This window comes from Serratia ureilytica, assembly GCF_017309605.1.
Lineage (GTDB): Bacteria > Pseudomonadota > Gammaproteobacteria > Enterobacterales > Enterobacteriaceae > Serratia > Serratia ureilytica.
This window is the reverse complement of the sequence record NZ_CP071320.1, coordinates 4,906,508-4,931,677: the sequence shown is the minus strand read 5'-3', so window position 1 is coordinate 4,931,677 and position 25,170 is coordinate 4,906,508. Positions and strand designations below refer to the sequence as shown.

Here is a 25,170-nt window from a genome sequence, read left to right as displayed (position 1 = left end):
ATAGGAATTTTCGCAATGAATTAATAAGCGAATAAAAAATTTAACGGGAGGTGAGTAATAATATTTTTGCCAGACGTTTAACTTCGCCTTTTGTCGGACTTGTTCAATAAAAAAAGCACGCCGTCGGCGTGCTTTGGGTCGATAAGGCCGCGCTTATTGCGGATAAGGCACCCAATCGCCGCCGTTCAGGCGAATGTATGGTTTCCCCTGATATTGCATCACGATGGCGTTGTCGTTTTCGGAGATGACCGGCGTCTGCGGCAGCCCTTGCGTCAGCGCCTGCCAGTCGACGCTGGACTCGCTGAAGACTTTGCCGTCCACCAGACGTGATACCAGCTCCGACAGCGCCAGATAGCTGCTCGGCGTTTTGACCTGCAGCGGGCTGCCCTGATGCGGCGCCTTCATACCGATCAGTTTGATGCCGACTGGCGTATGGGTGATGTTCGGGCTGGGGATATCGCGCAGGCCGGACATTTGCATCTTGTCACCCACCAACGCCGCGCCGTGCTCGGGCACGATCACCACCACCACTTTGCGGCCGGATTTTTCCAGCTGATCGAGGAAGGTGTTCAGCTGATCGAACAGCTTCTGCGCGCGCGGCTGATAGTCGGCGCTCTTGTTAGAGCCGACGAAGCGGTTGCCGTCGTGCAGCGGAATGACGTTGAAGAAGGTGGCGGTGCGGGCGTCTCCGGCTTTTTGCTGCTGATCCAGCCAGCGGGTCAGCAATTCCAGATCGTTATAAATCGGCTCGCCGTCGAACGACGTCAGCTCGTTGCCGACGCCGGCCTGCGACATCAGCGGCGCCTGCATATCCCCCTGTTCACGCAGCTCTTTCAGGAAGTTGCCGAACACCCCGGAGTGATCGAGCATCAGCTGTTCCTTGAAGCCGAGCTTCGCCAGGTTGTCGAACAGGTAACACTGCTGGTTCACCGGCTGGTACAGATCGTGATGCGAAAGCTGGCCGCAGCTGGCGCGCAGCAACCGTATGGCCGCCGGGCCGCTGTAGGCGGTGGCCGAGTTGAAGCTGTCGAACATGATATCCATCTTCGACCACAGCGGATGATTCTGCAGGTTGACCGCCTCCATATCGGCCCAGGCCAGCGAGCAGATGTTGATCACCAACAGATCGAACGGTTGGGCGTCGGCGGGCAAAGTGGCCGGGAACGCGGTGGCGCGGCCTTTTTCCCGCTCGTAGAACTGGTTCAGATAGGCCGTCAGGTTGGCGCTGGTCGGCGGCAGGCTGTCTGCCGGCGCATTATCTCCTGCCGTCGGCGCGGCCGTGGCCGGCGTGCCGGCGCCGCCGGCGGCAGCCGTGGAACTGGCGGGCAGCAGTGAGACCGCCGGCCCGGCGATGTTGACGATATTGAGCCACACCAGCGCGGCCACGGTGAACACCGTAACGCGCACCCACTGGGCGACGAACAGGTAGGCGATAAGCAACACGAAGGCGGCGCCGACCATCTGCCAGTTGATAAAGCGGCTGACCAGCTCCAGCAGGTACTGGGCGCTGAAGCCGGCCAACTGAGAGCCCTGGCTGAGAATGCTGTTGATGCCCGGCAGCCAGGTATCGTGGTAGAACAACGCGATGCCGATCGGGATGGCGAGGTAATGGCGCCAGCGGTGCAGCCGCAGCGAGGGGATCGGCATCAGCAGATAGGCCATGAACACCAGGTTCGGCAGCGCGTGGAAATTCAGGTAGCCGAACCACAGCAGGGCGAATTTCGCCAGAAAGTAGAGGTTCCAGCCACCCAGCCCGCGCCAGTAGCGCCACAGAGCGTTATCGGATTGCGTATTTGTGTTTGGATTCATGGCTGCTTCTTATGACGTTTAATCTGGGAGGATGAGCCTGTGCGCACCCATAAACCGGCGGATTTCAAATAGCGCGGCGATAACAACAGGTTTTGCCAGTATTGACGCAAATGCGGAAAACGCCGGTGAAAGGCGTAGCCCAGCGGAATGAAGACCAGCGCGCACAGCAAGATCAGTTGCAGGATGTCGTTAAGGTTCAGCATGCTTTTCCTCCTGCGGGCCAAGCGGCAGCGTGAAAGCGATCGGCTGGCGGCGTTCTGCGGGCTCTGCGGCCGTCACCACGGGGGGCGGCGGCGCGACGCCCGCGGCGCCGGTGGCGGTAAGCTGCCAGCGCCCCTGAGCCATGCGTTTGATTTCCGAAATGATATCGACATCCTGGTGCCACACCACCCGGTTGCTGAAGGCTTCATCCACCGGCAGGCGGAAGATGAACTTCAGTACGGTGTTCAGATCGTTGATGCGGCAGGTGGAGAGGAACAGCACCAGGCGCCCCTGCACCACGGTCATCACGTCGCCGAAACGCCGCAGGTGGCACAGGGTCATCGCCTGTTCGGCGCGCAGGCCGGTGGCCGGGCGCAACGCCACCATCACGCCTTTGCCGTCCTCGGGCAGCAAGGTGTTGGCCATCAGCGAAAGCACCGCCTGGCTAAACGGTTCCGGTCGCATGTAGCCTTTCAGCTGCAGCGGACGCAGCCCGGCCAGCAGCGCATCGATGTCGGCGGGCACGTGACGTGAGAAGCGCTGCCCCTGGATGCCTTCAAGCATGGTCAGAAAACGCGACAGCGGCGCGACGTGCGGCACGATCAGGTTGGCGCCGCAGGCCAGCAGCAGCCGTTCGTCGCTGTAGCGCAGGCTGGCGCTCATCTCGCGCACCGCGATTTTCAGGCCGTTGCCGCGGCTGCGGCGCAGGGTGTGGATTTGGTGCGCCAGATGATCGATTTGGTCGCTTTGATACAATGCGAAAATCAACGTCGCCGAGAGTCTCAGCATGCCGTGCTGCGCCAGTTCGTCGTTGCTCTCCAACAGCTGCCAGTTGGCGGACAGCGGCGGTGCGCCTTCCAGGATGCTGCGCTCGGCCAGATACTGGCCTTCGTCGCTGCGCAAGGCGGTGGGGGAGGGTTGGCTATTTTCCTCCTCGCCCTGCCAACCGCCTTCCGCCGCATACAGCGTCAGCAGCTGATTGGCGTTGATGCCGTTTTCGGTGCTCCACCAGTTCACCAGGTATTGCGCGCTGTCCTGCTGCCATTGCAGGCTGGACAGGCCGTTCAGGATGCGGTGCTGTGTGCTGAGCTGCCCTTTGAGCTTATTGATGCCGCCGCCGTGGCTGAGGATCAATAGCGTACACCCCTGCCGCCGCAGCCAGGCGGCGAGGGTGCGCGTCCATTCGCGCAGTTCTTCGGTGGTGAAGGTTTGCCACAGGCTGGCGTGGGCCAGCAGGATAAGTAAGCGATTTTGCGGCCGCAGGGCGCGCATCAGATCGTCGCTCAACTGCGCCAGCGCGGCTTTTTTCTCCGGTAGTTGATACAGCGGCAGCTTCTGCAAAGCGGGCGCAGCCAGCTCGGCCAGCAGGCGATCGGGTTTGTCTCCGCTGCAGATCAGGGCGAGCTTGCGGGTGGCCGGCTGGGCGGCGATGGCCTGGCGACACAACAGCGCGGCGTCGCTTTGCCTGTCGATATTGATCCAATAAAGCCCGGGGGCCTGCATCACCGACAGCTCTTCCCAAATCTGCCGAATGCCTAGAGAAAAAGAGTGCGCCATAGGATGTGTTCTACTTTCGTTGAAAGCCGACTAAAGGCGTTTATATTTAAAGATAGCCATTTTTACGCTGGCAATAACAAATGTCCGATGGTCTTCAATAATATTTGTTGAGAATCATCTTATTGCCTGTCTCTTTTTGTATCGTTGCTATAGTTAATTAACATAGCCTATTTTCGCCAAGGCGGAAGAATGAATAACGCACCCAGCCATTTTCGTGCAGCGGCGCCGGAGGAGAGCCAGGATGACCTGCAGGCGCTCAGCCAGGCTTTTTCATTACCAAAATTAAGCTATGTCGATATTTCGCGGCAGGAGCGGTTAACGCAAATGATGACGCGCTGGCCGCTGCTGGCCGAATTGGCGCAAAACGCGGGGAGCCACTGATCTATGCCGGCGATCGCGCTGCAAGGGTTGCGGGGTGGGATGGGGACGACGTCAGTCACGGCGGCGCTCGCCTGGGCGTTGCGCCAGCTTGGCGAGTCGGTGCTGGCGATAGACTTTACGCCGGATAATCTGCTACGCCTGCATTTCAACACGCCGTTCGAACTGGCGCGCGGCTGGGCACGCGCGGAACAGGACGGCGGCGGTTGGCGGGAAGGTGCGCTGCGTTATTGCGAAAACCTCGACTTTTTACCGTTTGGCCGCCTGAATGCGGCGGAACGGCTGGAAGTGCAACATCGGTGTCAGGCGCATCCCGATCGCTGGCGCGATAATTTGCGTCAGCTGATGGCCGGCGATCCGCAGCGCTGGATCCTGCTGGACGTCCCGGTCGGGGATGGCGTTTTGGCGCAGCAGGCATTGCAACTGGCCGACAGCGTGTTCGTGCTGTTGAACCCCGACGCCAACTGCCAGGTGCGGCTCCATCAGCAGGCGCTGCCGCACGCAAGTCATTTCCTGATTAACCATTACTCTTCGGCCAGCCGGCTGCAGCAGGATTTGCATCAGCTGTGGCTGCAAACGCTGAGCGGCCTGTTGCCGGTGGTTATCCACCGCGATGAAGCGCTGGCGGAAGCGCTGGCGGCCAAACAGCCGCTGGGCGAGTACCGCCCCGAGAGCCTGGCGGCGGATGAAGTGCTGACGCTGGCCAACTGGTGCCTGATCAACCTCAAACGGGGCATTGCGCCATGAGTCGGGTGCTGAGCCTGCTGCTGGTGCCGCCGGTGCGCCAGGCGGTGCAGGCGCGTTACCGCGCCTATCGCCGCAGCGGGGCGTCGGCGCTGACCGCCTTTTTCACTACGCTGTTGGTGGCGCTGGGGTGGATGCTGCTGCGTTTGGAGTCACCGGCCTGGCGGCGCGTGCGCGCCGGCCGCGCTTACTGGTTCCCGCATCTGTCCGCCGAACGCCCCCGCCCGGCGGATGCGCTGCGCTATTTGCTGCAGGGGGCGTGGCTGCTGCTGTTCCGCAGCGGCCGCGCGCCGGTGCAGCGCGATTATTTCGCCGGTTGGCGGCGGCTGCAGCAGCGCTATGCCGACTGGCTGCAGGGCTTGCCGCAGCGGCTGAAAAACGCCGGCGTGGAACAGCGCTCGGTAGAGCGACTCGGCCGCATGAACCGCGGATTGCGGCGCGCGCTGTTCATTCTGGTCGGCGTGCTGGCGGCGATCCTCGCCATGCTGTGCATCTCGCAACCGTTCGATCTGTCGGCGCAGTTCGTGTTCGTTCTGCTGCTGTGGGGGATCGCGATGGTGGTGCGCCGGGTGCCGGGGCGCTTGCCTGCGTTGATGCTGATCGTGCTGTCGTTGACCGTCTCCTGCCGTTACCTGTGGTGGCGCTATACCGCCACGCTGAACTGGGACGATCCGCTCAGCCTGGTATGCGGCCTGCTGTTGCTGGTGGCGGAAACTTACGCCTGGGTGGTGTTGGTGCTGGGCTATTTCCAGACTATCTGGCCGCTTAACCGCCAGCCGGTGCCGTTGCCCGAAGACAGCGCCACCTGGCCGACCATCGATCTGATGGTGCCGACCTACAACGAAGACCTCGGGGTGGTGAAGCCCACCATCTATGCGGCGCTGGGCATCGACTGGCCGAAAGAGAAAGTGAACATCTATATCCTTGATGACGGCAATCGCCCCGAGTTCCGGGCGTTCGCCGCCGAGGTGGGAGTGAAGTACATCGCCAGGCCGACTCACGAACACGCCAAGGCCGGCAACATCAACAACGCGCTGAAGCAGGCCACCGGCGAGTTCGTGGCGATTTTCGACTGCGACCATGTCCCGACGCGCTCCTTCCTGCAGCTGACCATGGGGTGGTTCTTCAAAGACAAAAAGCTGGCGATGCTGCAGACCCCGCACCACTTCTTCTCGCCGGATCCCTTCGAGCGCAACCTTGGCCGCTTCCGTCAGACGCCCAACGAGGGCACTTTGTTCTACGGGCTGGTGCAGGACGGCAACGATATGTGGGACGCCACCTTCTTCTGCGGCTCTTGCGCCATCCTGCGCCGCAGCGCGCTGGACGAAATCGGCGGCATCGCGGTGGAAACCGTCACCGAAGACGCCCATACCTCGCTGCGTTTGCACCGGCGCGGGCATACCTCGGCCTATATCCGCATTCCGCAGGCCGCCGGGCTGGCGACCGAAAGCCTGTCGGCGCACATCGGCCAGCGCATTCGCTGGGCGCGCGGCATGGTGCAGATCTTCCGGCTCGACAACCCGTTGCTGGGCAAGGGGCTGAAACTGGCGCAGCGCCTGTGCTACGCCAACGCCATGCTGCACTTCCTGTCGGGCATCCCGCGGCTGATCTTCCTCACCGCGCCGCTGGCGTTTTTGCTGTTGCATGCCTACATCATCTTCGCGCCGGCGCTGGCGATCGCGCTTTACGTGCTGCCGCACATGATCCACGCCAGCCTGACCAACTCGCGCATCCAGGGGAAATACCGCCATTCGTTCTGGAGCGAAATCTATGAAACGGTGTTGGCCTGGTATATCGCGCGGCCGACGACGGTGGCGCTGTTCAATCCGCACAAGGGCAAATTCAACGTGACCGCCAAGGGCGGGCTGGTGGAGGAGGAGCACGTCGACTGGGTGATCACCCGGCCTTACATGTTCCTGGTGGTTCTTAACCTCGCCGGGCTGGCGTTCGGCGCCTGGCGGCTGGCCTATGGCCCGACGGACGAGGTGATGACGGTGATCATCAGCCTGGTGTGGGTGCTGTACAACATGACCATTCTCGGCGGCGCGGTGGCGGTGGCGGTGGAAGCCAAACAGGTGCGTCAGGCGCACCGCGTGGAGATCGCCATGCCGGCGGCGATCGCGCGTGCCGACGGCCACCTCTACCCCTGCACGCTGCGCGATTACTCCGATGGCGGCGTGGGCATCGAGATGCGGGTGGCGGACACGTTGAAAGAGGGCGACAAGGCCTCGCTGCTGCTCAAACGCGGCCAGCAGGAGTACAGCTTCCCCTGCGTGGTGACGCGCGCCTTCGGCAACAAGGTGGGGGTGCGTCTGGTCAGTCTTTCCACCCGCGAACACATCGATTTTATTCAGTGCACCTTCGCCCGCGCCGATACCTGGGCGCTGTGGCAGGACGGGTTCCCTGAAGACCGGCCGATCGAAAGCCTGCGCGACGTGCTGGCGCTGGGCTTCCGCGGCTATGTGCGCATGGCGGACTACGCGCCGCCGCTGGTGCGCGGTCTGCTGGTCGGGGTCACGTCGTTGACCGCCTGGGTAGTGTCGTTTATTCCGCGCGGCGTCGGCAGGGATCCGACCTTGGGTCAACAAGAAACCGTGGGTTAGCTGCGAGTTCAACCGCCCGCTCACTCGCCCGGTGAACAGGCTCCAACATTGATGATGATACGATGACGAGAAAAATAACCTGGTTAACTGCTCTGGCCTTAGGCATCAGCACCCTGTCGCAGGCCGAAACCGCCACCGCGCCGACCGTGGCGGCTCAACCGCCGATCGCCGCGGCGGCCGATACGGCGACCGCGCCGCAGGATCCGAATGCGCCGGTGCGCGACGTGTCGCTGCCGTTCGCGCAGATAGCGCCGCCGCCGGGCACCTTTGTTCTGCGCGGCACCCGGCCGGACGGGCAGATCGAATTCGGCGTGCGCAGCGATGAGGTGGTCTCGCAGGCGATGCTCGACCTGGAATTTACGCCGTCGCCGGCGCTGATCCCGGTCGAGTCGCACGTCAAGGTCTACCTCAACGACGAGCTGATGGGCGTGACCACGATCGCCAAGGAGCAGTTGGGCAAGCCCAATCGCATCCAGATGGCGATCGATCCGCGCTATATCACCGATTTTAACCGCGTCCGGCTGGTGTTCGTCGGCCATTATCAGAACATCTGCGAAAACCCGGCCAGCACCTCGCTGTGGCTCGACGTCAGCAAATCCAGCGCGCTGAAGCTGCGCTTCCAGACGCTGCCGGTGAAAAACGAGCTGTCGCACTTCCCTGAGCCGTTCTTCGACAGCCGCGATAATCGGCCGCTGACGCTGCCGATGGTGTTCGCCGGCCAGCCGGATCTGGCCCAGCAGCGCGCGGCGGGCATTCTGGCTTCCTGGTTCGGCAGCAAGGCGCAGTGGCGCGGGCAATCCTTCCCGACGCTGTATAACGCGCTGCCGACGCAGCACGCGGTGGTGTTCGCCACCAATAAGCAGCGCCCGGATTTCCTGCGCGATTACCCGGCGGTCAACGGCCCGACGGTGGAGATGATCAGCCACCCGGACAATCCGTACGTCAAACTGCTGCTGATTCAGGGGCGTGACGACAACGATTTGATCACCGCGGTGAAAGGCATCGCGCAGGGCGACATTCTGTTCCGCGGCCAGAACGTGACGGTGGACAAGGTGGAACAGCTGGCGGCGCGTCAGCCTTACGACGCGCCGAACTGGGTGCGCACCGATCGGCCGATGACCTTCGCCGAACTGCAACAATACGCCGAACAGCTGCAAACCAGCGGCATCGAGCCCGGCCCGATTTCATTGACCATGAACCTGCCGCCGGATCTGTTCCTGATCCGCAGCACCGGCATCGACATGCACCTCAAGTACCGTTATACCGCGCCGCGCATTCAGGACGGTTCGCGGCTGAGCGTCAGCCTGAACAACCAGTTCGTGCAGGCCTACTCGCTGGTGCCGGAACACGAACAGGGGGCGCAGCTGCTGCGCCTGCCGTTGACGCAGGGGCTGCTCGACTCCGACAAGAACGTCAGTATCCCGGCGCTGCGGCTGGGTGCCACCAACCAGCTGCGCTTTGACTTTGACTACACCACGCTGCTGGCCAGCGGCGCGGAAGGGCGCTGCGAAACCTACTCCTTCACGCAAAACCACGCGGTGATCGACGGCGCGTCTACCATCGATTTCTCCGGCTACCGCCACTTTATGGCGATGCCGGACCTGCGCGCCTTCGCCAACGCCGGCTTCCCGTTCAGCCGCCTGGCAGATCTGTCGCAAACGCTGGTGTTGGTGAATCAGAAACCGCAGCCGGCACAGGTCAGCGCGCTGCTGAACGCGCTCGGCGTGATCGGCGCGCAAACCGGCTATCCGGCGCTGGCCTTTACGCTGAGCGACGACTGGTCGCAGGCCAAGGATCGTGACGACGATATCCTGATGGTCGGCACCATTCCGCCGGAGCTGCGCGACGACAAGAAAATCAGCCTGCTGGTGGACGCGACCCAAAGCTGGGTGAAACAGCCGACGCGCCAACCGCCGCTGCCCAGCTCGGAAGTGCTGGCGGAGGACGCCAAGCCGGACAGCAAGACCACCGTCAGTTCCGAGGGGGCGATGTCGGCGATCATTGGCGTGCAGTCGCCGTTCAACGACCAGCGCAGCATCGTGGCGCTGTTGGCGGACAGCCCGCGCGGCTATGAGCTGCTGAACAATGCCCTGCTGGACAGCGGCAAGCGCGCCGCGGTGTTCGGCTCGGTGGCGGTGATCCGCGAATCGGGGGTCAACAGCCTGCGCGTCGGTGATGTTTACTATGTCGGCCACCTGCCTTGGTGGGAGCGGCTTTGGTATGCCCTCTCCACGCATCCGGTCCTGCTGGCGGTGCTCGCGGTGGTGCTGGTGGTGATCCTGGGGTTGATGCTGTGGCGCGGCCTGAAGGCCTTCAGCCGGCGGCGTCTGGCGCCTGAAGATCGGGATTGACGGCGGTGAACGCGATGCTGCAACGCCTGTCGCTCGGCATGCTGCTGCTGTGCGCTTTCAGCGCGGCGGCGGCCTGCGAATGGCCGGGCTGGCAACAGTACAAGCAGTTCTACATCAGCCCGCAGGGGCGGGTGATCGATCCGAGCAGCCCGAACAAAATCACCACGTCGGAGGGGCAGAGTTACGGCCTGTTCTTCGCCCTGGTGGCCAATGACCGGCCGACCTTCGACCAGCTGTTGACCTGGACGGAGAACAACCTGGCTGCGGGCGATCTCAGCGCCCGTTTACCCGCCTGGCTGTGGGGCGAGGGCGACGACAAGCAGTGGAAGGTGCTGGACGCCAACTCGGCGTCGGACGCCGATCTGTGGATCGCTTATAACCTGCTCGAAGCCGGCCGCCTGTGGAAAAGCCGGCGTTATCAAACCCTGGGGACGCTGCTGTTGCAGCGCATCGGCCGCGAGGAAGTGGCCGACATCCCCGGCCTGGGGCTGATGCTGCTGCCGGGCAAAGTCGGGTTCGTGGCGGAAGATCGCTGGCGGCTGAACCCCAGCTACCTGCCGCCGCAGCTGTTGACGCGTTTTGCGGCGCTGAACGGCCCGTGGCGCGCGATGCGCGAGATCAATCAGCGGCTGTGGTTGGAGACCGCGCCGCACGGCTTCTCGCCGGACTGGGTGGTATGGCGGGTCGGCGCCGGCTGGCAGCCGGACACCGTCAAGCCGAACGTCGGCAGCTACGACGCCATTCGGGTCTATCTGTGGGCCGGCATGCTGGCGGACGACGATGAACACAAGGCGGCGCTGCTCAAACGCTTCCAGCCGATGGCGCAGCTTACCGCCAGCCAGGGCGTGCCGCCGGAGAAAACCGATACCGCCAGCGGCAAAACCACCGGCGACGGCCCGGTCGGCTTTTCCGCCGCGATGTTGCCGATGTTGGCGGCGCAGGCCGACGCGCTGGCGGCCCAGCGGCAACGGATCGGCGAACACCCGCCGGGTGACGACGCCTATTTCAGCGCCTCGCTGACGCTGTTCGGCCAGGGGTGGGATCAACAACGTTATCGCTTTAATCGTCAGGGTGAATTGCAACCCTCGTGGGACGGCCAATGCACAACTTCAAAATAAACTGGCTGAATTTGATTCCGCTGAGTCTGGCGATGCTGCCGCAGGCGCGCGCTGCGGAGGCCGTGGCTCCGGAGCAGTGGCTGCTGGAGCAGGTGCGCATTGGCGAGGCCGGCAACAAGGACGATCTGGTGCGCCAATCGCTGTACCGGCTCGAACTGATGGATCCGAACAACCCGGACGTGATCGCCGCGCGCATGCGTTTGGCGCTGCGGCAGGGCAACATGGCGCTGGCGCAGCAGCAGTTGGACAAGCTGAAAACGCTCGCGCCGCAGTCCAGCGCTTATCGCCAGGCGCAAATGAACATGCTGCTGACCCAGCCGGAAACCCGGCAAAAGCTGCAGCAGGCGCGCCTGATGGCGACCGCCGGCCGGTTGCCGGAGGCCAAGGCGCAGTACGATGCGTTGTTCCACGGCGAGCCGCCGACGCTCGATCTGGCGGTGGAATACTGGCGGCTGGTGGCGCGCTTGCCGGGACAGGAGGCGAAGGCGTTAAAGCAGCTGCAGGCGCTGGATCAGCAATATTCCGGCAACGCGGCGCTGCGCATGTCGCTGGCGCGCATGCTGTTCAGCCAGAATCAGGACGCGCAGGCCTATGAACTGCTGCAGAAGATCGCCGCCGATCCGGCCGGGCGCGGCGATGCCGCCGATCTGTGGCTGGACAAGGTCAAAGCGATGCCGGTCAGCGCGCAGAGCGTAGCGGCGCTCAACCGTTTCCTCGGCGTATTCGACACCGGCGATCAGGCGACCCGCGCCCGTGAAGAGCTGGCCAGACAGCAGAAACTGTTGGCCGATCCGGCTTATCAGGCGAGGGTGCGCGGTCTGGCGCAGGTGGATAAAGGCGGCAGCCGGGCAGCCATTCCAGAGTTGCAAAAGGCGCTGGCGGCGGCGCCGAACGACGCCGAGGTGCTGGGCGCGCTCGGCCAGGCCTACTCGCGCGCCGGCAACCGCCCGCAGGCGCTGAAGCTGTTTCGCCAGGCGCTGGCGGCCGACAAGAATGGCTACGGCAGCGGCAAATGGCAGAGCCTGATCAAGAGCACCGGCTACTGGCTGGCGATTGACGAGGGCGACAAAGCGCTCAAGGCCGGCAATCTCGCGCTGGCACGGCAGAAATATCAGCAGGCGCGCCAGCTCGACGACAGCAACGGCGACGCGTTTCTCGGCCTGGGCGATGTGGCGGTGGCGAGCAAGGATGACGCCGCGGCGGAAGGGTTTTATCAGCAGGCGCTGCGGCGCGATCCCGGCAACGGCAGCGCGCTGCGCGGCCTGGTGAATATCTATCAGCGCCAGTCGCCGGAAAAAGCGCTGGCCTACCTTGACGGCCTGCCGCACAGCCAGCAGGCCAAGCTGCGCAGTACTCTCGATGGGCTGCGGCTCGACAGGCTGAAACAGCAGGCGGAGACGCTGGCGCAGCAGCAACAGTGGCAGCAGGCGGCGGAAATCTATCGGCGCGCCCAGCCGATGGCGCCCGACGATGTCTGGCTGACCTATCGCTATGCTCAGGCGCTGCGTCAGGCCGGGCAGCCGCAACAGGCGGACGCCTTATTCCGGCAACTGACGCAGCGCCAGCCCGCCAATCCGCAGCTGACCTACGCCTATGCGCTCTATCTTTCCGGCAGCGATCGCGACAGGCAGGCGCTGGCGCAGCTCAATACGCTGCCGGCGGCGCAGTGGAACGACAATATGCGCGAACTGGCGCAGCGGCTGAAAATGCAGGCGACGATCGCACATGCCGAAGGGCTGCGGGCGGCCGGTGACGAACCGGCGGCGGAAGCCTATCTGCGCCGGCAGCCGGCGGACACGCGCATCGATTTGCTGCTCGCCGACTGGGCGCTGGCGCGCGGGGAGTATGCGGCGGCGCTGGACGACTATCAGCGGGTGAAACGGCGTGAACCGAACAACCCGGATGCGCAGCTGGGCGAGATCGAAGCCTATGTGGCGCAGGGGGATCTGGACGCGGCGCGTCAGCGGCTGAAAACCGAACCGCAGCCGCAAGACGCTTCGCTCAACAGCCAACGGCGGGTCGCCAACGCCTGGGGCGCGGTCGGCGATCCGCAGCAGGCCGACGCGCTCTTCAGCCGGCTGAAAACGGCGGCGGCTTCGGAGCCCGCCGGGCAGACCAAGGCGCTTGTTTATCGTGACGCCGCCCGGCTGGAACGGGCTCAGCAACAGCCTGAGCGGGCGCAGCAGGATTACCGCCAGGCGATGGTGGCCGGCGGCATCACGCCGACGCTGCCGCAGGATAATGACGGCTACACCTATTTGACGCGCAATAATCCGAGCGACGACTGGCTGAAACGCGGCATCCGCTCCGACGCCGCGGATCTGTATCGACAGCAAGACGTGAACGTCACGCTCGATCACGATTACTGGCGCTCGAGCGGCACCGGCGGCATTTCCGACTTCAACGCGCACGACACCATGCTGCAGGTGGACATGCCGCTGTATGACGGGCGCGCCTTTTTGCGTACCGACACCGTGCAGCTGGATGCCGGCCGCTTCTCGACCGACGGCAGCGGCAAGTACTACGAAACCTTCGGCACCTGCAACACGCAAGGGTGCCGCGGCGATGAACACCAGAAAACCACCGGCACCAGCGTGGCGGCCGGCTGGAAAAACGATCGCTGGGCCGCCGACATCGGCACGACGCCGATGGGCTTTGAGGTGGTCGACTGGACCGGCGGCCTGGCCTACAGCGGCGACTGGAACCACATCGGCTGGACGCTGGCGGCCTCGCGGCGGCCGATCTCCAGCTCGCTGCTGGCGTTTGGCGGCGCCAAGGATCCGAATACCGGCACTACCTGGGGCGGCGTGCGCGCCACCGGCGTCAGTCTGAGCGCCAGCTACGATCGCGGCGAGGCGAACGGCGTGTGGGCCGATCTCAGCGCGCACCAGCTCACCGGCAAGAACGTGGCGGACAACCAGCGGCAGCGGTTGATGGTCGGTTACTACTACAAGCTGATCAACGAAGACAATCGCCGCCTGAGCGTTGGACTCAATACCATGCTGTGGCACTACCAGAAAGACTTGAGCGGCTATTCGCTGGGACAGGGCGGCTATTACAGCCCGCAGCAATATCTGTCGCTGTCGCTGCCGGTCAACTATCGTCAGCGCACCGAGAACTGGTCGTGGGAGCTGGGCGGTTCGGTTTCGCTGTCGCATTCGAAAACCGACAGCCAGCGCCGTTATCCGCTGCAAGGCCTGATCCCGGATTCGTTGCCCGATAAGTTCGCCGTCGAGGACGGCAGCGCCTCGAGCGGCGTCGGTTATACCCTGCGGGCGATCGTCGAACGCCGTCTCAGTTCGCACTGGACGCTCGGCGCCGGCATCGACATTCAACAGGCGAAGGACTATACGCCGAGCCACGCGTTGATTTATCTGCGTTATACCCTGGCCGGCTGGCAAGGGGATCTCGATTTGCCGCCGCAGCCGCTGACGCCTTACGCCGACTTCAAGTAGCCGGAAGGGGGAAAGATTCGGAGTGTCGGACGCCGGGGAGTTTTGTTACCCTGTGTGCGGGTCGCGTTTGTTCGCTTTAGGAAAAGACTGAAACCCGCGATTTTCTTGGTTTTGCCTGCGGCATAGCCAGATAAAAACAGCCGATGATCGAGTATACTCAGCCCGGTTCGAGGGGGCGGGTGAGAGTCAGCCCCCTTTTTTGTTTCAGCCCGATTTCACGGAGAGCAGGTTTGCGGGTCAGGCGTTCGTTAACGATTAAGCAGATGGCGACAGTGTCCGGCGTGGCGCTGGTTACGATCTGCATCTTTATCGTGATCCAGTTATTCCACTTTGTGCAGCAGCGCAGGGATGACTACGCCCAGCAACTGGAGAATATCGCCCACTCCGTGCGCCAGCCGCTGGCGGAGGCGGTGCTGCGCATGGACGTGCCGGAAGCCAAAAGGGTGCTGAACACGCTGTTGCCGGTCGGCATTCTCAGCCGGGCGGATATCGTCTTGCCGAACGAGTTTCAGGCGCTGCACGCCAATTTCCCGCCGGAGCGGCCGGTGCCGACGCTGATCGCCCGGCTGTTTGAGCTGCCTATCCAAATTTCCGTGCCGCTCTATTCGCTGGAACGGGTGCCGGCCAACCAGCAGCCGCTGGCCTACCTGGTGCTGCAGGCCGATTCGTTCCGCATGTACCAGTTTATCCTCAGCATTTTGTCGACCATGCTGTCGACCTACCTGCTGCTGGCGCTGATCCTGTCGGTGTCCATCACCTGGTGCATGAACCGGCTGATGGTGCATCCGCTGCGCGCGATGGCCAAAGAGCTGGAGAACATCTCGCAGGACGAAGCGCCCTATCATCAACTGATGCTGCCGGCGCTGCACCAGGATGATGAGCTCGGCCTGCTGGTGCGCAATTACAACCGCAATCAACAGACGCTGGCCAAGGCGCATGCCGACATGAGCCGCCTGAGCACCCGCCACCCGGTGACCGAACTGCCCAACCCGGCCTTGCTGAACGCGTTGCTGGAACAGCATATCGCCTCCAGCCTGCGCCCCGAGCGTTTTAACCTGCTGGTGATCGGCATCGAGACGCTGCATGAAGCGTCGGGCGTGATGAGCCCGGCGATGCGCGAGGCATTGCTGTTGGCGCTGGCGAAGAAGCTGCGCGGCTGCATCGACGAAAACGGCGTGCTGGCACAGCTTAGCAATACCGAATTCGCCATCCTGGCCAAGGGCATCGAGCGGCCGTTCCACGCCATGCAGCTGGCGCGGCGCATCATGGCGGAGATCAACGCGCCGTTGACGCTGGAAGGACTGGCGCTGCGGCCCAACGCCAGCATCGGCATCGCCCACTACCTCAATCAGGGGGAGAGCGCGGAACAGCTGCTGCGCAGCGCCACCTCGGCGATGATGTCCGCACATCGCGAAGGGAAAAATCAGATCCTGTTCTTCGAACCCAGCCTGACGGAGCGCACGCAGAAGCGATTGACGCAGGAGAGCGAGATCCTGCACGGTATTGAGCAGCGGCATTTCACGCTGTTCCTGCAGCCACAGATCGACATGCAGTCCAACGAGGTGATTGGCGCAGAAGCGTTGCTGCGCTGGCAGCAGTACGACGGCAGCTATACCCTGCCGGCCGACGTCATTCCGCTCGCGGAAGAGCTGGGCGTGATTGTGCCGCTCGGCAACTGGGTGCTGGAAGAGTCCTGCCGTATCCTGGCGGACTGGCAGCAGCGCGGCATTGCGCTGCCGCTGGCTGTCAACGTTTCCGGCATTCAGATGCAGGACGAGGCGTTTGTTCCGCATCTGAAAAATCTGCTGGCGCAGTATCGAATCGATCCGCGCAAGCTGCTGCTGGAGATCACCGAGACGGTACGCATCGATGATCTCGACCGCGCGCTGGCGCTGCTGCGCGAGCTGCACGATCTGGGGCTGTCGATCGCGTTGGACGACTTCGGCATGGGCTACTCCAGCCTGGAGTACCTGAACCGGTTGAAATCCCTGCCGATCGATTTGATTAAAATCGACCGCAGTTTCATTCAGGGGCTGCCGGCCGACGATGCGATGGTGCGCATCGTCAGTTCAATCTCTGAAGTGCTGGCGTTGCCGGTGATGGCCGAAGGCGTGGAAAACGCCGAGCAGCGCGACTGGCTGCTGAAGCACGGCATTCGCAGCGGGCAAGGGTTCCTGTTCGCTCGGCCGCTGCCGCGTGAAGCGTTCGAAACCGAGTTTTGCCGCGCGGCGCCGTGAGCGCCGCGTTACCTTTCCGGTACTTTTCCCCGTCCGAAAATCGCTATTCCACTCATACCTCTTTTGCGTTAGTGCAAACAAAGGCTTACGCAATTTTCAGCTTTGCACCCGGACTGACGCGTTTCAGCTCTTAAATTCACATCAACCCTGAGGGGTGGGTGCAACAAATTATTTCCATGTTGTTAAGTGGGTGTTATTTTCCGCGCAAGCAATGAACAGGCTGGATTTTTAGACTGCCGCCTGGTGCGTGTCTTCCCCCCATAGGATGTTCATATGAAAACAACAATTTTTAAGAGCCTCTATTTTCAGGTGCTGACGGCGATCACGCTGGGTATCCTGCTTGGCCACTTCTACCCTGACCTCGGCGCCCAGATGAAACCCTTGGGCGATGGCTTCGTCAAACTGATCAAGATGATTATCGCCCCGGTGATTTTCTGCACCGTGGTGACCGGCATCGCCGGCATGGAAAGCATGAAGGCGGTGGGGCGCACCGGCGCCATCGCGCTGCTGTATTTTGAAATCGTCAGCACCCTCGCGCTGATTATCGGCCTGGTGATCGTCAACCTGGTGCAACCGGGCGCCGGCATGAACGTCGATCCCGGTACGCTGGACGCCAAAGCGGTGGCGATCTACGCCGAGCAGGCGCAGCAGCAGGGCATCATTCCGTTCCTGCTGGACATCATCCCCGGCAGCGTGATCGGCGCGTTCGCCAGCGGCAACATTCTTCAGGTGCTGCTGTTCGCGGTACTGTTCGGCTTCGCCCTGCATCGTCTGGGCGACAAAGGGCAGCTGATCTACAACGTGATCGACAGCTTCTCGCGGGTGATTTTCGGCATCATCAACATGATCATGCGTCTGGCGCCGCTGGGGGCCTTCGGCGCCATGGCGTTTACCATCGGTAAATACGGCGTCGGCACGCTGGTGCAACTCGGCCAGCTGATCGTGTGTTTCTATATCACCTGCATCCTGTTCGTGGTGGTGGTGTTGGGCAGCATCGCCCGCGCCAACGGCTTCAGCATCTTCAAATTCGTCAACTACATCAAAGAAGAGCTGCTGATCGTGCTGGGGACCTCGTCGTCTGAATCCGCGCTGCCGCGCATGCTGGATAAAATGGAGAAGTTGGGCTGCAAGAAATCGGTGGTGGGTCTGGTGATCCCGACCGGATATTCCTTCAACCTGGACGGCACCTCTATCTACCTGACCATGGCCGCGGTGTTTATCGCTCAGGCGACCAACACCCACATGGATATCATGCATCAGATTACCCTGCTGGTGGTGTTGCTGCTCTCCTCCAAAGGGGCGGCGGGCGTGACCGGCAGCGGCTTTATCGTGTTGGCCGCCACCATCTCCGCCGTGGGCCACCTGCCGCTGGCCGGCCTGGCGCTGATCCTCGGCATCGACCGCTTTATGTCGGAAGCTCGCGCGCTGACCAACCTGGTGGGCAATGGCGTGGCGACCGTGGTCGTGGCCAAATGGTGTAATCAGCTGGATGAGAAGCAGCTGAAAGACACCCTGAACAACAAAAATACCGGCGCGGACAAAACGCTGCCTTCCGCCTGATTTCGGCGGTAAATCACCGGTCGCATCCGCGGCCGGTGAGCTTCTTCCCCTGCCTCGTAACGATTTTTTGCATTAAAAACTCCGCAATCTATTATTTTTCACTCTAATGAGTGACATCCGCAAAGGCGCGCGGTCTAACACGATGGTACACTTTCTGCTTTCCGCCCCACCGTGAAACTCAGGGCGTATTTTTATGATTCCATTGAATGGAATACACGCATTTGCATAAGAAATTGGATAGTCATTAAGTAGGGGTTCACATGCAGGGCACCAGAATTCATCTTATAGTTGGTGGGCTGCTACTGGCGGCAGCCAGTGGCAGCGTGCAGGCTGAAGCACTACAACCCGATCCTGCCTGGCAGCAGGGGGCGCTGGCCAACGGGTTTTCATGGCAGATTCTCGATACGCCGCAGCGGCCGAGCGACCGCGTGGAACTGCGGCTGATCGTCAATACCGGCTCTTTGGTGGAGTCTTCGCAGCAGACCGGCTTTGCCCACCTGCTGCCGCGGCTGGCGTTGACGCGCAGCGAAAGCTTCACGGCGCCGCAGCTGCGGGCGCTGTGGCAGCAGAGCGTAGATAACGAGCGGCCGCTGCCGCCGGCTATCATCTCGTACGATTTCACCATGTATAACCTCAGCTTGCCGAACAACCGGCCCGATCTGCTGAAAGAAGCGCTGGCCTGGCTGGCGGACACGACCGGCAAACTGGCGATCGACGAGCACACGGTGCACGCGGTGATGAATTCCAGCATCAATCCGGTCGGCACTTTCCCACCCAATACCAAAGACGCCTGGTGGCGTTACCGCCTGAAAGGCTCGACGCTGCTGGCGCACGATCCGGCGCAGCCGGCGAAACGGCCGGTCAACCTTGAGCAGTTGAAGAAATTCTATCAGCAGTGGTACACACCGGACGCCATGACGCTGTTCGTGGTCGGCAAGGTTGACAGCCGCAGCCTGGGCGAGCAGATCAACAAGGCTTTCTCGCCGCTGCAGGGCAAACGTGAAACCCCGGCTCCGATGCCGACCCTGACGCCGCTGCCGCAGCAGCCGGTGAGCCTGATCAGCGAGCAGGTGAAGCAGGATACGCTGTCGATCATGTGGGATTCGCCGTGGCACCCGATTCGCGATTCGCAAAGCCTGCTGCGCTACTGGCGTGGCGATCTCGCCCGCGAGGCGTTGTTCTGGCACCTCCAGCAGACGCTGGAAAAAAGCGACCAGAAAAACCTGCATTTGGGCTTTGACTGCCGCGTGCAGTACCAGCGCGGGCAGTGCGCCATCCACCTGGATACGCCGAACAACAACCTGAACGGCAGCCTGGGCTTCATTGCCCGCGAACTGGCCAACGTGCGGGACAACGGCCTGTCGAAAGAGGAATTCGATGCGCTGCTGGCGCAGAAAAACGATCAGCTGAGCAAGCTGTTCGCGACCTACGCCCGTACCGACACCGATGTGCTGATGAGTCAGCGCCTGCGTTCGCAGCAGAGCGGGGTGGTGGATATCGCGCCGGAGCTGTATCAGAAACTGCGCCAGGAATTCCTGTCCAGCCTGACGCTGGAGACGTTGAATCAGGCGCTGAAGCTGCAGCTGTCTCAGGAGGCGACGCTGGTGCTGATGCAGCCGAAAGGCGAGCCGGAAATGAGCATGAAGCAGCTGCAGGAAACTTATGACGGCATCATGATGCCGGCGCCGGCGGTGGTGACGGAAGAAGCCAAACCGGCCGACGCTGCGGTGGCTGCGCCGGCGACGGACGCCGGCGCGCAGTAATATCGCGACAGGGGGCTCAGGCCCCCTCAGTTGCGATACAGCACCTTGATGATGTGGTAACCGAACTGGGTTTTGACCGGGCCGTAAGGTTTGAGCAGCGGGATGCTGAACACCGCTTTATCGAACGCAGGCACCATCGCGCCCTTGTTGAATTCGCCCAGCGAGCCGCCGTTGCGTTTTGACGGGCAGCTCGAATATTTGCGCGCCAGCGTGTCGAAGCTGACGCCGCGCTTCAGCTTGGCCAGCAGCTCGTTGGCCAGCTTTTCATTGTCTACCAGAATGTGCAGGGCGCACGCCGTTTTTGCCATGGTATTGCCTTTGTCGATGCGAAAATTGCGCTGATTATACCCGCTAAATCTCATCGGCGCTTTCTGCTACAATTCCCTTCCACGTTTTACAGTCGAGCAAGTCAGCGCCATGCGATTAAACCCCAGCCAACAACAAGCCGTCGAATTCGTTACCGGGCCCTGCCTGGTGTTGGCCGGTGCCGGCTCCGGCAAGACGCGCGTTATCACTAATAAGATAGCCCACCTGATCCACCACTGCGGCTATCAGGCGCGGCACATCGCCGCCGTGACTTTTACCAACAAAGCCGCGCGCGAGATGAAAGAGCGCGTGTCGCAAACCCTGGGACGCAAAGAGGCGCGCGGGCTGATGATTTCCACCTTCCACACTCTGGGGCTGGAAATCATCAAGCGGGAATATGTGGCGCTGGGCATGAAGTCCAACTTCTCGCTGTTCGACGACCAGGATCAGCTGGCGCTGTTGAAAGAGCTGACCGAAAAGTGGCTGGAAAGCGATAAGACGCTGGTGGCGCAGCTGATTTCGACCATCTCCAACTGGAAAAACGACCTGATCGATCCCCAGCGGGCGGCGGAGCTGGCGCGCTCGGAGCGCGACAAGCTGTTCGCCCACTGCTACGGCCTTTACCACGCCCATATGCGGGCGTGCAACGTACTGGACTTCGATGACTTGATCCTGCTGCCGACGCTGCTGCTGCAACGCAACGAAGAGGTGCGTGAACGCTGGCAGCAGCGCATCCGCTATCTGCTGGTGGATGAGTATCAGGATACCAACACCAGCCAATACGAGCTGGTGAAGCTGTTGGTGGGCCATCGCGCGCGCTTTACCGTGGTGGGCGACGACGACCAGTCGATTTACTCCTGGCGCGGCGCGCGGCCGCAGAATCTGGTGCTGCTGAAGGAAGATTTCCCGGCGCTGCAGGTGATCAAGCTGGAGCAAAACTACCGTTCCAGCGAGCGCATTTTGAAGGCGGCCAACATTCTGATCGCCAATAACCCGCACGTGTTTGAAAAGCGGCTGTTTTCTGAGCTGGGGTATGGCGAGGAGCTGAAGGTGGTGACCGCCAACAACGAGGATCACGAAGCCGAGCGCGTGGTGGGGGAACTGATCGCCCACCACTTCGTGAAAAAAACCAACTACGGCGACTATGCGATTCTCTACCGTGGCAACCACCAGTCGCGGGTGTTTGAAAAGATGCTGATGCAGAACCGCATCCCGTACAAGATTTCCGGCGGCACGTCGTTCTTCTCTCGCCCCGAGATCAAGGATCTGCTGGCCTACCTGCGCGTGCTGACCAACCCGGACGACGACAGCGCCTTCCTGCGCATCGTCAATACCCCCAAGCGCGAGATCGGTCCGGCGACGCTGCAGAAGCTCGGCGAATGGGCCAACCAGCGCAACAAGAGTTTATTCCACGCCAGTTTCGATCTGGGGCTGAGCCAGCACTTGACCGGGCGCGGGCTGGAATCGCTCCAGCGCTTCACCCACTGGCTGGGCGGCATCGCCCAACAGGCGGAGCGTGAGCCGGTGGCGGCGGTGCGCGATCTGATCCGCGGCGTGGATTATGAAAGCTGGCTGTTTGAAACCTCGACCAGCCCGAAGGCCGCCGAAATGCGGATGAAGAACGTCAATACGCTGTTCGGTTGGATGACGGAGATGCTGGAAGGCAACGATTTGGACGAGCCGATGACGCTGACCCAGGTCGTGACGCGCTTCACCCTGCGCGACATGATGGAGCGCGGTGAAAGCGAAGAGGAGCTGGATCAGGTGCAGCTGATGACGCTGCACGCTTCCAAAGGGTTGGAGTTCCCCTACGTGTTCCTGGTGGGTATGGAAGAGGGGCTGCTGCCGCACCAGAGCAGCATCGACGAAGACAATGTCGATGAAGAGCGGCGTCTGGCCTATGTGGGGATCACCCGCGCGCAAAAAGAGCTGATCTTCACCCTGTGCCGCGAACGCCGTCAGTACGGTGAGTTGGTGCGGCCGGAGCCGAGCCGATTCCTGCTGGAGCTGCCGCAGGACGATTTGGCGTGGGAAACCGAGCGCAAAGTGGTGAGCCCGCAGGAGCGGATGCAGAAGGGGCAGAGCCATCTGGCCAATATCCGCGCCCAGCTGGCCAAGGCCAAAGGCGGGAATTAAAAAGAAAGGGCGCTCATCGCGCCCTTGCTATTTCAACGTTGTTCTTCCAATCGCAGCGTCCAGTGGACGTAGCTCTGCCAGTGGCTTTCCTGCTCCAGCGCCTCGGCGCGCAGCGGATGCTGCTCCAGCCAACCCGGCGGCAAGATCACCGTCAGTTCATCGTCCTGATTGGCGCGTAAACGCACCGCCGGCAGCGTGTCGTCGCGGCGGCGGCTGGCGAAGATGATCGCCAGGCGCAAAATGCGGCACAGACGCTGCGCGGTGCGCGGCGGCAGGGCGTTTTGCTGGTTCAACAGCGACAGGTCGAGGGTGTTGCTCTGGTTTTGCAGCAGGGTGGCCAGCAGTTTTTTCTGCGCGGGGGTAAAGCCGGGTAAGTCCAGGTGGCGGATCAGGTAGGCGGCGTGTTGCGGCGCCTGCTTGAAATCGACGCTGAGGCCGAGTTCGTGGATCAGGCTGGCGCTGTGCAACAGCTCGCGACATCGCGCATCCAACTGCCACTCGTTGGCGACCTGCTGCGAGAAGTTGGCGGCGAGCTGGCTGACGCGCTCGGCCTGCTCGGTGTCGATCAGGTAGCGACGCTGCAGGTTGCGGATGGTGCGGATGCGAATATCCTGCTCCACCGGCAGATGCAGCATGCCGTAAACCAGGCCTTCACGCAGCGCCCCGCCGGCCAGCATCATGCTTTCGATGCCCAGCTCCTGGAAGATGGCCAGCAGAATGGACAGGCCGCTCGGGAAGACCAGCGCGCGTTCCAGCGTCAACCCTTCGATCTCCAGCTCTTCCAGCTTGCCGCACTGAATGGCCCGCTGTTTCAATTGGCGCAGCTTGGGCAGGGTGATGCGTTCATCCATGCCTTGCGCCACCATGATTTCCTGCAGCGCTTGTACGGTGCCGGAAGCGCCGACGCAGATTTGCCAACCGTGCTGGCGCAGCTGCGGCGCGATCGGCCGCACCATTTCGCGCGCGGCCTGTTCGGCGCGCTCGAAGTTTTCTTGCCCGAGGTTGCGATCGCTGAAGTAGCGCTCCAGCCAGGTGACGCAGCCCATCGACAGGCTGTACAGCTGCGATGCCTGTGCGCCGGTGCCGGTGACCAGTTCGGTGCTGCCGCCGCCGATATCGACGACCAGCCGCCGATCCGGCCCGCCGGTGGTGTGCGCGACGCCATGATAAATCAGCCGCGCTTCTTCTTCGCCGCTGATGACCTGCACCGGGCAGCCGAGGATTTGCTCGGCGGCCTGCAGGAACTCATCGGCGTTGGACGCCAGGCGCAAGGTGGCGGTGGCGACGACGCGGATCTGCTCGCGCGGGATGTCCTGCAGGCGTTCGGAGAACAGCCGCAGGCACTGCCAGCCGCGTTGCATGGCCTCATGCGACAGGTGATTGTGCTGATCCAGCCCGGCCGCCAGGCGCACCTTGCGCTTTATCCGCGCCAGAGTCTGAATGCTGCCGGCCACCTCGCGCACCACCAACATATGGAAGCTGTTGGAGCCGAGATCGATGGCAGCATAAAGCGTGCTGGAGCTGAGCATGGCGATCAGCTCGAGCGTTTACGGTTGCTGCGCGGCGCGCCGCCGCGACGTGGCGCGGAGTTGCGACGTGGGCCGTTGCCGCCGCGCGGACGCGACAGGCGCTTCGGCGCCGGCAGATCGGTCAGCAGCGCATCGCTGTTGTACTTGCTCACCGGAATGCTGTGATCGATATAGGTCTCGATCGCCGGCAGGTTGAGCGCGTACTCTTCACAAGCCAGGCTGATGGAGTGGCCGCTGGCGCCTGCTCGGCCGGTACGACCGATGCGGTGCACGTAGTCTTCGCAGTCGTCAGGCAGATCGTAGTTGAAGACGTGCGTGACGGCGGGAATGTGCAGACCGCGCGCGGCGACGTCGGTGGCGACCAGGATATCCAGATTACCCTTGGTGAAGTCGTCGAGGATGCGCAGGCGTTTTTTCTGCGCCACGTCGCCGGTCAGCAGGCCGACGCGGTGACCGTCGGCGGCCAGGTGGCCCCAGATGTCTTCGCAGCGGTGCTTGGTGTTGGCGAAGATGATGGCGCGATCCGGCCACTCTTCTTCGATCAGCGTCTGCAGCAGACGCATTTTTTCTTCGTTGGACGGGTAGAACAGCTCTTCTTTAATGCGGTGGCCGGTTTTCTGTTCCGGTTCCACTTCAACATATTCGGCGTTGTTCATCTGCTCGAAGGCCAGTTCGCGTACGCGATAGGACAGCGTGGCGGAGAACAGCATGTTCAGGCGTTGATCGGCCGCAGGCATGCGGCGGAACAGCCAGCGGATGTCTTTGATAAAGCCGAGATCGTACATGCGATCGGCTTCATCCAGCACGACGACCTGCATCGCGCCGAGATCGACATAGTTCTGCTTGGTGTAATCGATTAAACGGCCGGTGGTGCCAATCAGAATGTCCACGCCGCTTTCCAGCACTTTCAGCTGTTTGTCGTAGCCGTCGCCGCCGTAGGCCAGGCCCAGCTTCAGGCCGGTGCTCTGGGAGAGGGCTTCCGCATCGGAGTGGATTTGCACCGCCAGTTCACGCGTAGGCGCCATGATCAAGGCGCGCGGCTGATTGGTCTGGCGATCCTGTTTCGCCGGGTGGGTCAGCAAATAGTGAAAAGTAGACGCCAAAAACGCCAGCGTCTTTCCGGTACCGGTTTGCGCCTGACCTGCAACGTCACGCCCGGAGAGCGTGAGCGGCAATGCTAACGCCTGGATGGGCGTGCAATTGTGAAACCCTTTTTTCTCAAGGGCTTCAAGGACTAACGGGTGCAGGGCGAAGTCGGAAAACTTCTGTTCGGTCAAGTGTGTTTTGCTCATAGTGTGGTAGAATATCAGCTAACTATTGCTTTACGAAAGCACATCCGTTGAAATAAACGCGGTGCAATAAAATCACCTTGAGTTGGTTAATGCTACACCAACAAGGTAGACATAATCCTGTGGAGTAGAAC

Annotated in this window: 16 protein-coding genes; 10 read left to right on the top strand and 6 right to left on the bottom strand. The window is 62.2% G+C overall.

Annotated elements, in window-relative coordinates; genetic code table 11:
- Positions 1-153 precede the first annotated feature (153 nt).
- The 3 genes from bcsG to bcsE are packed head-to-tail and all read right to left on the bottom strand — an operon-like array spanning position 154 to position 3,567.
- A complete protein-coding gene (gene bcsG / locus J0X03_RS23320; RefSeq protein ID WP_160203884.1) occupies positions 154-1,809 on the bottom strand; it encodes a cellulose biosynthesis protein BcsG in 1,656 nt (551 codons plus the stop codon).
- Positions 1,806-2,012: a cellulose biosynthesis protein BcsF gene (gene bcsF / locus J0X03_RS23315; protein WP_033645228.1), complete on the bottom strand. Its 207-nt coding sequence runs from the start codon at positions 2,010-2,012 to the stop codon at positions 1,806-1,808. The genes bcsG and bcsF overlap by 4 nt, the downstream gene beginning before the upstream one ends.
- Positions 1,999-3,567 (bottom strand): cellulose biosynthesis protein BcsE, encoded by a 1,569-nt coding sequence (gene bcsE, locus J0X03_RS23310; RefSeq protein WP_160203885.1) that lies wholly within the window; start codon positions 3,565-3,567, stop codon positions 1,999-2,001. Before bcsE ends, bcsF begins: the two co-directional genes overlap by 14 nt.
- Positions 3,568-3,756: 189 nt before the next feature.
- Between bcsE and bcsR the strand changes: the two genes are divergently transcribed.
- The 9 genes from bcsR to J0X03_RS23265 all read left to right on the top strand — a co-directional run bounded on the left by bcsR (position 3,757) and on the right by J0X03_RS23265 (position 19,776).
- Positions 3,757-3,948, top strand: coding sequence for a cellulose biosynthesis protein BcsR (bcsR, locus tag J0X03_RS23305; protein WP_033645055.1), 192 nt, complete (start codon positions 3,757-3,759; stop codon positions 3,946-3,948).
- Positions 3,949-3,951: 3 nt separating this feature from the next.
- On the top strand, positions 3,952-4,692 hold the full coding sequence (gene bcsQ / locus J0X03_RS23300) for a cellulose biosynthesis protein BcsQ (RefSeq protein WP_033645054.1): 741 nt from the start codon (positions 3,952-3,954) through the stop codon (positions 4,690-4,692).
- Positions 4,689-7,292: a UDP-forming cellulose synthase catalytic subunit gene (gene bcsA, locus J0X03_RS23295; protein ID WP_033645053.1), complete on the top strand. Its 2,604-nt coding sequence runs from the start codon at positions 4,689-4,691 to the stop codon at positions 7,290-7,292. Before bcsQ ends, bcsA begins: the two co-directional genes overlap by 4 nt.
- Positions 7,293-7,354: 62 nt before the next feature.
- A complete protein-coding gene (bcsB, locus tag J0X03_RS23290) occupies positions 7,355-9,643 on the top strand; it encodes a cellulose biosynthesis cyclic di-GMP-binding regulatory protein BcsB (protein WP_069100559.1) in 2,289 nt (762 codons plus the stop codon).
- Positions 9,644-9,648: 5 nt separating this feature from the next.
- Positions 9,649-10,761 (top strand): cellulose synthase complex periplasmic endoglucanase BcsZ, encoded by a 1,113-nt coding sequence (gene bcsZ / locus J0X03_RS23285; protein WP_080273430.1) that lies wholly within the window; start codon positions 9,649-9,651, stop codon positions 10,759-10,761.
- On the top strand, positions 10,743-14,216 hold the full coding sequence (gene bcsC, locus J0X03_RS23280; RefSeq protein ID WP_160203886.1) for a cellulose synthase complex outer membrane protein BcsC: 3,474 nt from the start codon (positions 10,743-10,745) through the stop codon (positions 14,214-14,216). The genes bcsZ and bcsC overlap by 19 nt, the downstream gene beginning before the upstream one ends.
- Positions 14,217-14,446: 230 nt before the next feature.
- Positions 14,447-16,453: a biofilm formation regulator HmsP gene (gene hmsP, locus J0X03_RS23275; RefSeq protein WP_046688042.1), complete on the top strand. Its 2,007-nt coding sequence runs from the start codon at positions 14,447-14,449 to the stop codon at positions 16,451-16,453.
- A 273-nt stretch (positions 16,454-16,726) separates the two neighbouring features.
- Positions 16,727-18,013: a dicarboxylate/amino acid:cation symporter gene (locus J0X03_RS23270; protein ID WP_033645049.1), complete on the top strand. Its 1,287-nt coding sequence runs from the start codon at positions 16,727-16,729 to the stop codon at positions 18,011-18,013.
- A 260-nt stretch (positions 18,014-18,273) separates the two neighbouring features.
- The gene (locus J0X03_RS23265; RefSeq protein ID WP_142001765.1) at positions 18,274-19,776 is read left to right on the top strand and encodes a M16 family metallopeptidase; all 1,503 of its coding nucleotides are present in this window, start codon (positions 18,274-18,276) and stop codon (positions 19,774-19,776) included.
- 26 nt (positions 19,777-19,802) lie between these two features.
- Here the strand turns inward: J0X03_RS23265 and ppiC are convergent, their stop codons facing one another.
- The gene (ppiC, locus tag J0X03_RS23260; RefSeq protein WP_004934175.1) at positions 19,803-20,084 is read right to left on the bottom strand and encodes a peptidylprolyl isomerase PpiC; all 282 of its coding nucleotides are present in this window, start codon (positions 20,082-20,084) and stop codon (positions 19,803-19,805) included.
- A gap of 109 nt (positions 20,085-20,193) precedes the next feature.
- Here ppiC and rep point away from each other — a divergent pair, with 109 nt between their 5' ends.
- Positions 20,194-22,218 carry a DNA helicase Rep gene (gene rep, locus J0X03_RS23255; protein ID WP_033645047.1) on the top strand — a complete coding sequence of 675 codons (2,025 nt, stop codon included), beginning with the start codon at positions 20,194-20,196 and terminating at the stop codon, positions 22,216-22,218.
- A 32-nt stretch (positions 22,219-22,250) separates the two neighbouring features.
- Here the strand turns inward: rep and ppx are convergent, their stop codons facing one another.
- Together ppx and rhlB are read right to left on the bottom strand one after the other, a co-directional pair.
- Positions 22,251-23,747 (bottom strand): exopolyphosphatase, encoded by a 1,497-nt coding sequence (ppx, locus tag J0X03_RS23250; RefSeq protein ID WP_099782464.1) that lies wholly within the window; start codon positions 23,745-23,747, stop codon positions 22,251-22,253.
- A 5-nt stretch (positions 23,748-23,752) separates the two neighbouring features.
- Positions 23,753-25,039, bottom strand: a complete 1,287-nt coding sequence (gene rhlB / locus J0X03_RS23245) for an ATP-dependent RNA helicase RhlB (protein WP_033645045.1) — start codon at positions 25,037-25,039, stop codon at positions 23,753-23,755.
- Positions 25,040-25,170: the final 131 nt, after the last annotated feature.

What these genes read in the sequence shown, in the direction of transcription:
- bcsG (WP_160203884.1), bottom strand. Translation starts at nt 1,809, where the DNA reads ATGAATCCAAACACAAATACGCAATCCGATAACGCTCTGTGGCGCTAC.
- bcsF (WP_033645228.1), bottom strand. Translation starts at nt 2,012, where the DNA reads ATGCTGAACCTTAACGACATCCTGCAACTGATCTTGCTGTGCGCGCTG.
- bcsE (WP_160203885.1), bottom strand. Translation starts at nt 3,567, where the DNA reads ATGGCGCACTCTTTTTCTCTAGGCATTCGGCAGATTTGGGAAGAGCTG.
- bcsR (WP_033645055.1), top strand. Translation starts at nt 3,757, where the DNA reads ATGAATAACGCACCCAGCCATTTTCGTGCAGCGGCGCCGGAGGAGAGC.
- bcsQ (WP_033645054.1), top strand. Translation starts at nt 3,952, where the DNA reads ATGCCGGCGATCGCGCTGCAAGGGTTGCGGGGTGGGATGGGGACGACG.
- bcsA (WP_033645053.1), top strand. Translation starts at nt 4,689, where the DNA reads ATGAGTCGGGTGCTGAGCCTGCTGCTGGTGCCGCCGGTGCGCCAGGCG.
- bcsB (WP_069100559.1), top strand. Translation starts at nt 7,355, where the DNA reads ATGACGAGAAAAATAACCTGGTTAACTGCTCTGGCCTTAGGCATCAGC.
- bcsC (WP_160203886.1), top strand. Translation starts at nt 10,743, where the DNA reads ATGCACAACTTCAAAATAAACTGGCTGAATTTGATTCCGCTGAGTCTG.
- J0X03_RS23270 (WP_033645049.1), top strand. Translation starts at nt 16,727, where the DNA reads ATGAAAACAACAATTTTTAAGAGCCTCTATTTTCAGGTGCTGACGGCG.
- J0X03_RS23265 (WP_142001765.1), top strand. Translation starts at nt 18,274, where the DNA reads ATGCAGGGCACCAGAATTCATCTTATAGTTGGTGGGCTGCTACTGGCG.
- ppiC (WP_004934175.1), bottom strand. Translation starts at nt 20,084, where the DNA reads ATGGCAAAAACGGCGTGCGCCCTGCACATTCTGGTAGACAATGAAAAG.
- rep (WP_033645047.1), top strand. Translation starts at nt 20,194, where the DNA reads ATGCGATTAAACCCCAGCCAACAACAAGCCGTCGAATTCGTTACCGGG.
- ppx (WP_099782464.1), bottom strand. Translation starts at nt 23,747, where the DNA reads ATGCTCAGCTCCAGCACGCTTTATGCTGCCATCGATCTCGGCTCCAAC.
- rhlB (WP_033645045.1), bottom strand. Translation starts at nt 25,039, where the DNA reads ATGAGCAAAACACACTTGACCGAACAGAAGTTTTCCGACTTCGCCCTG.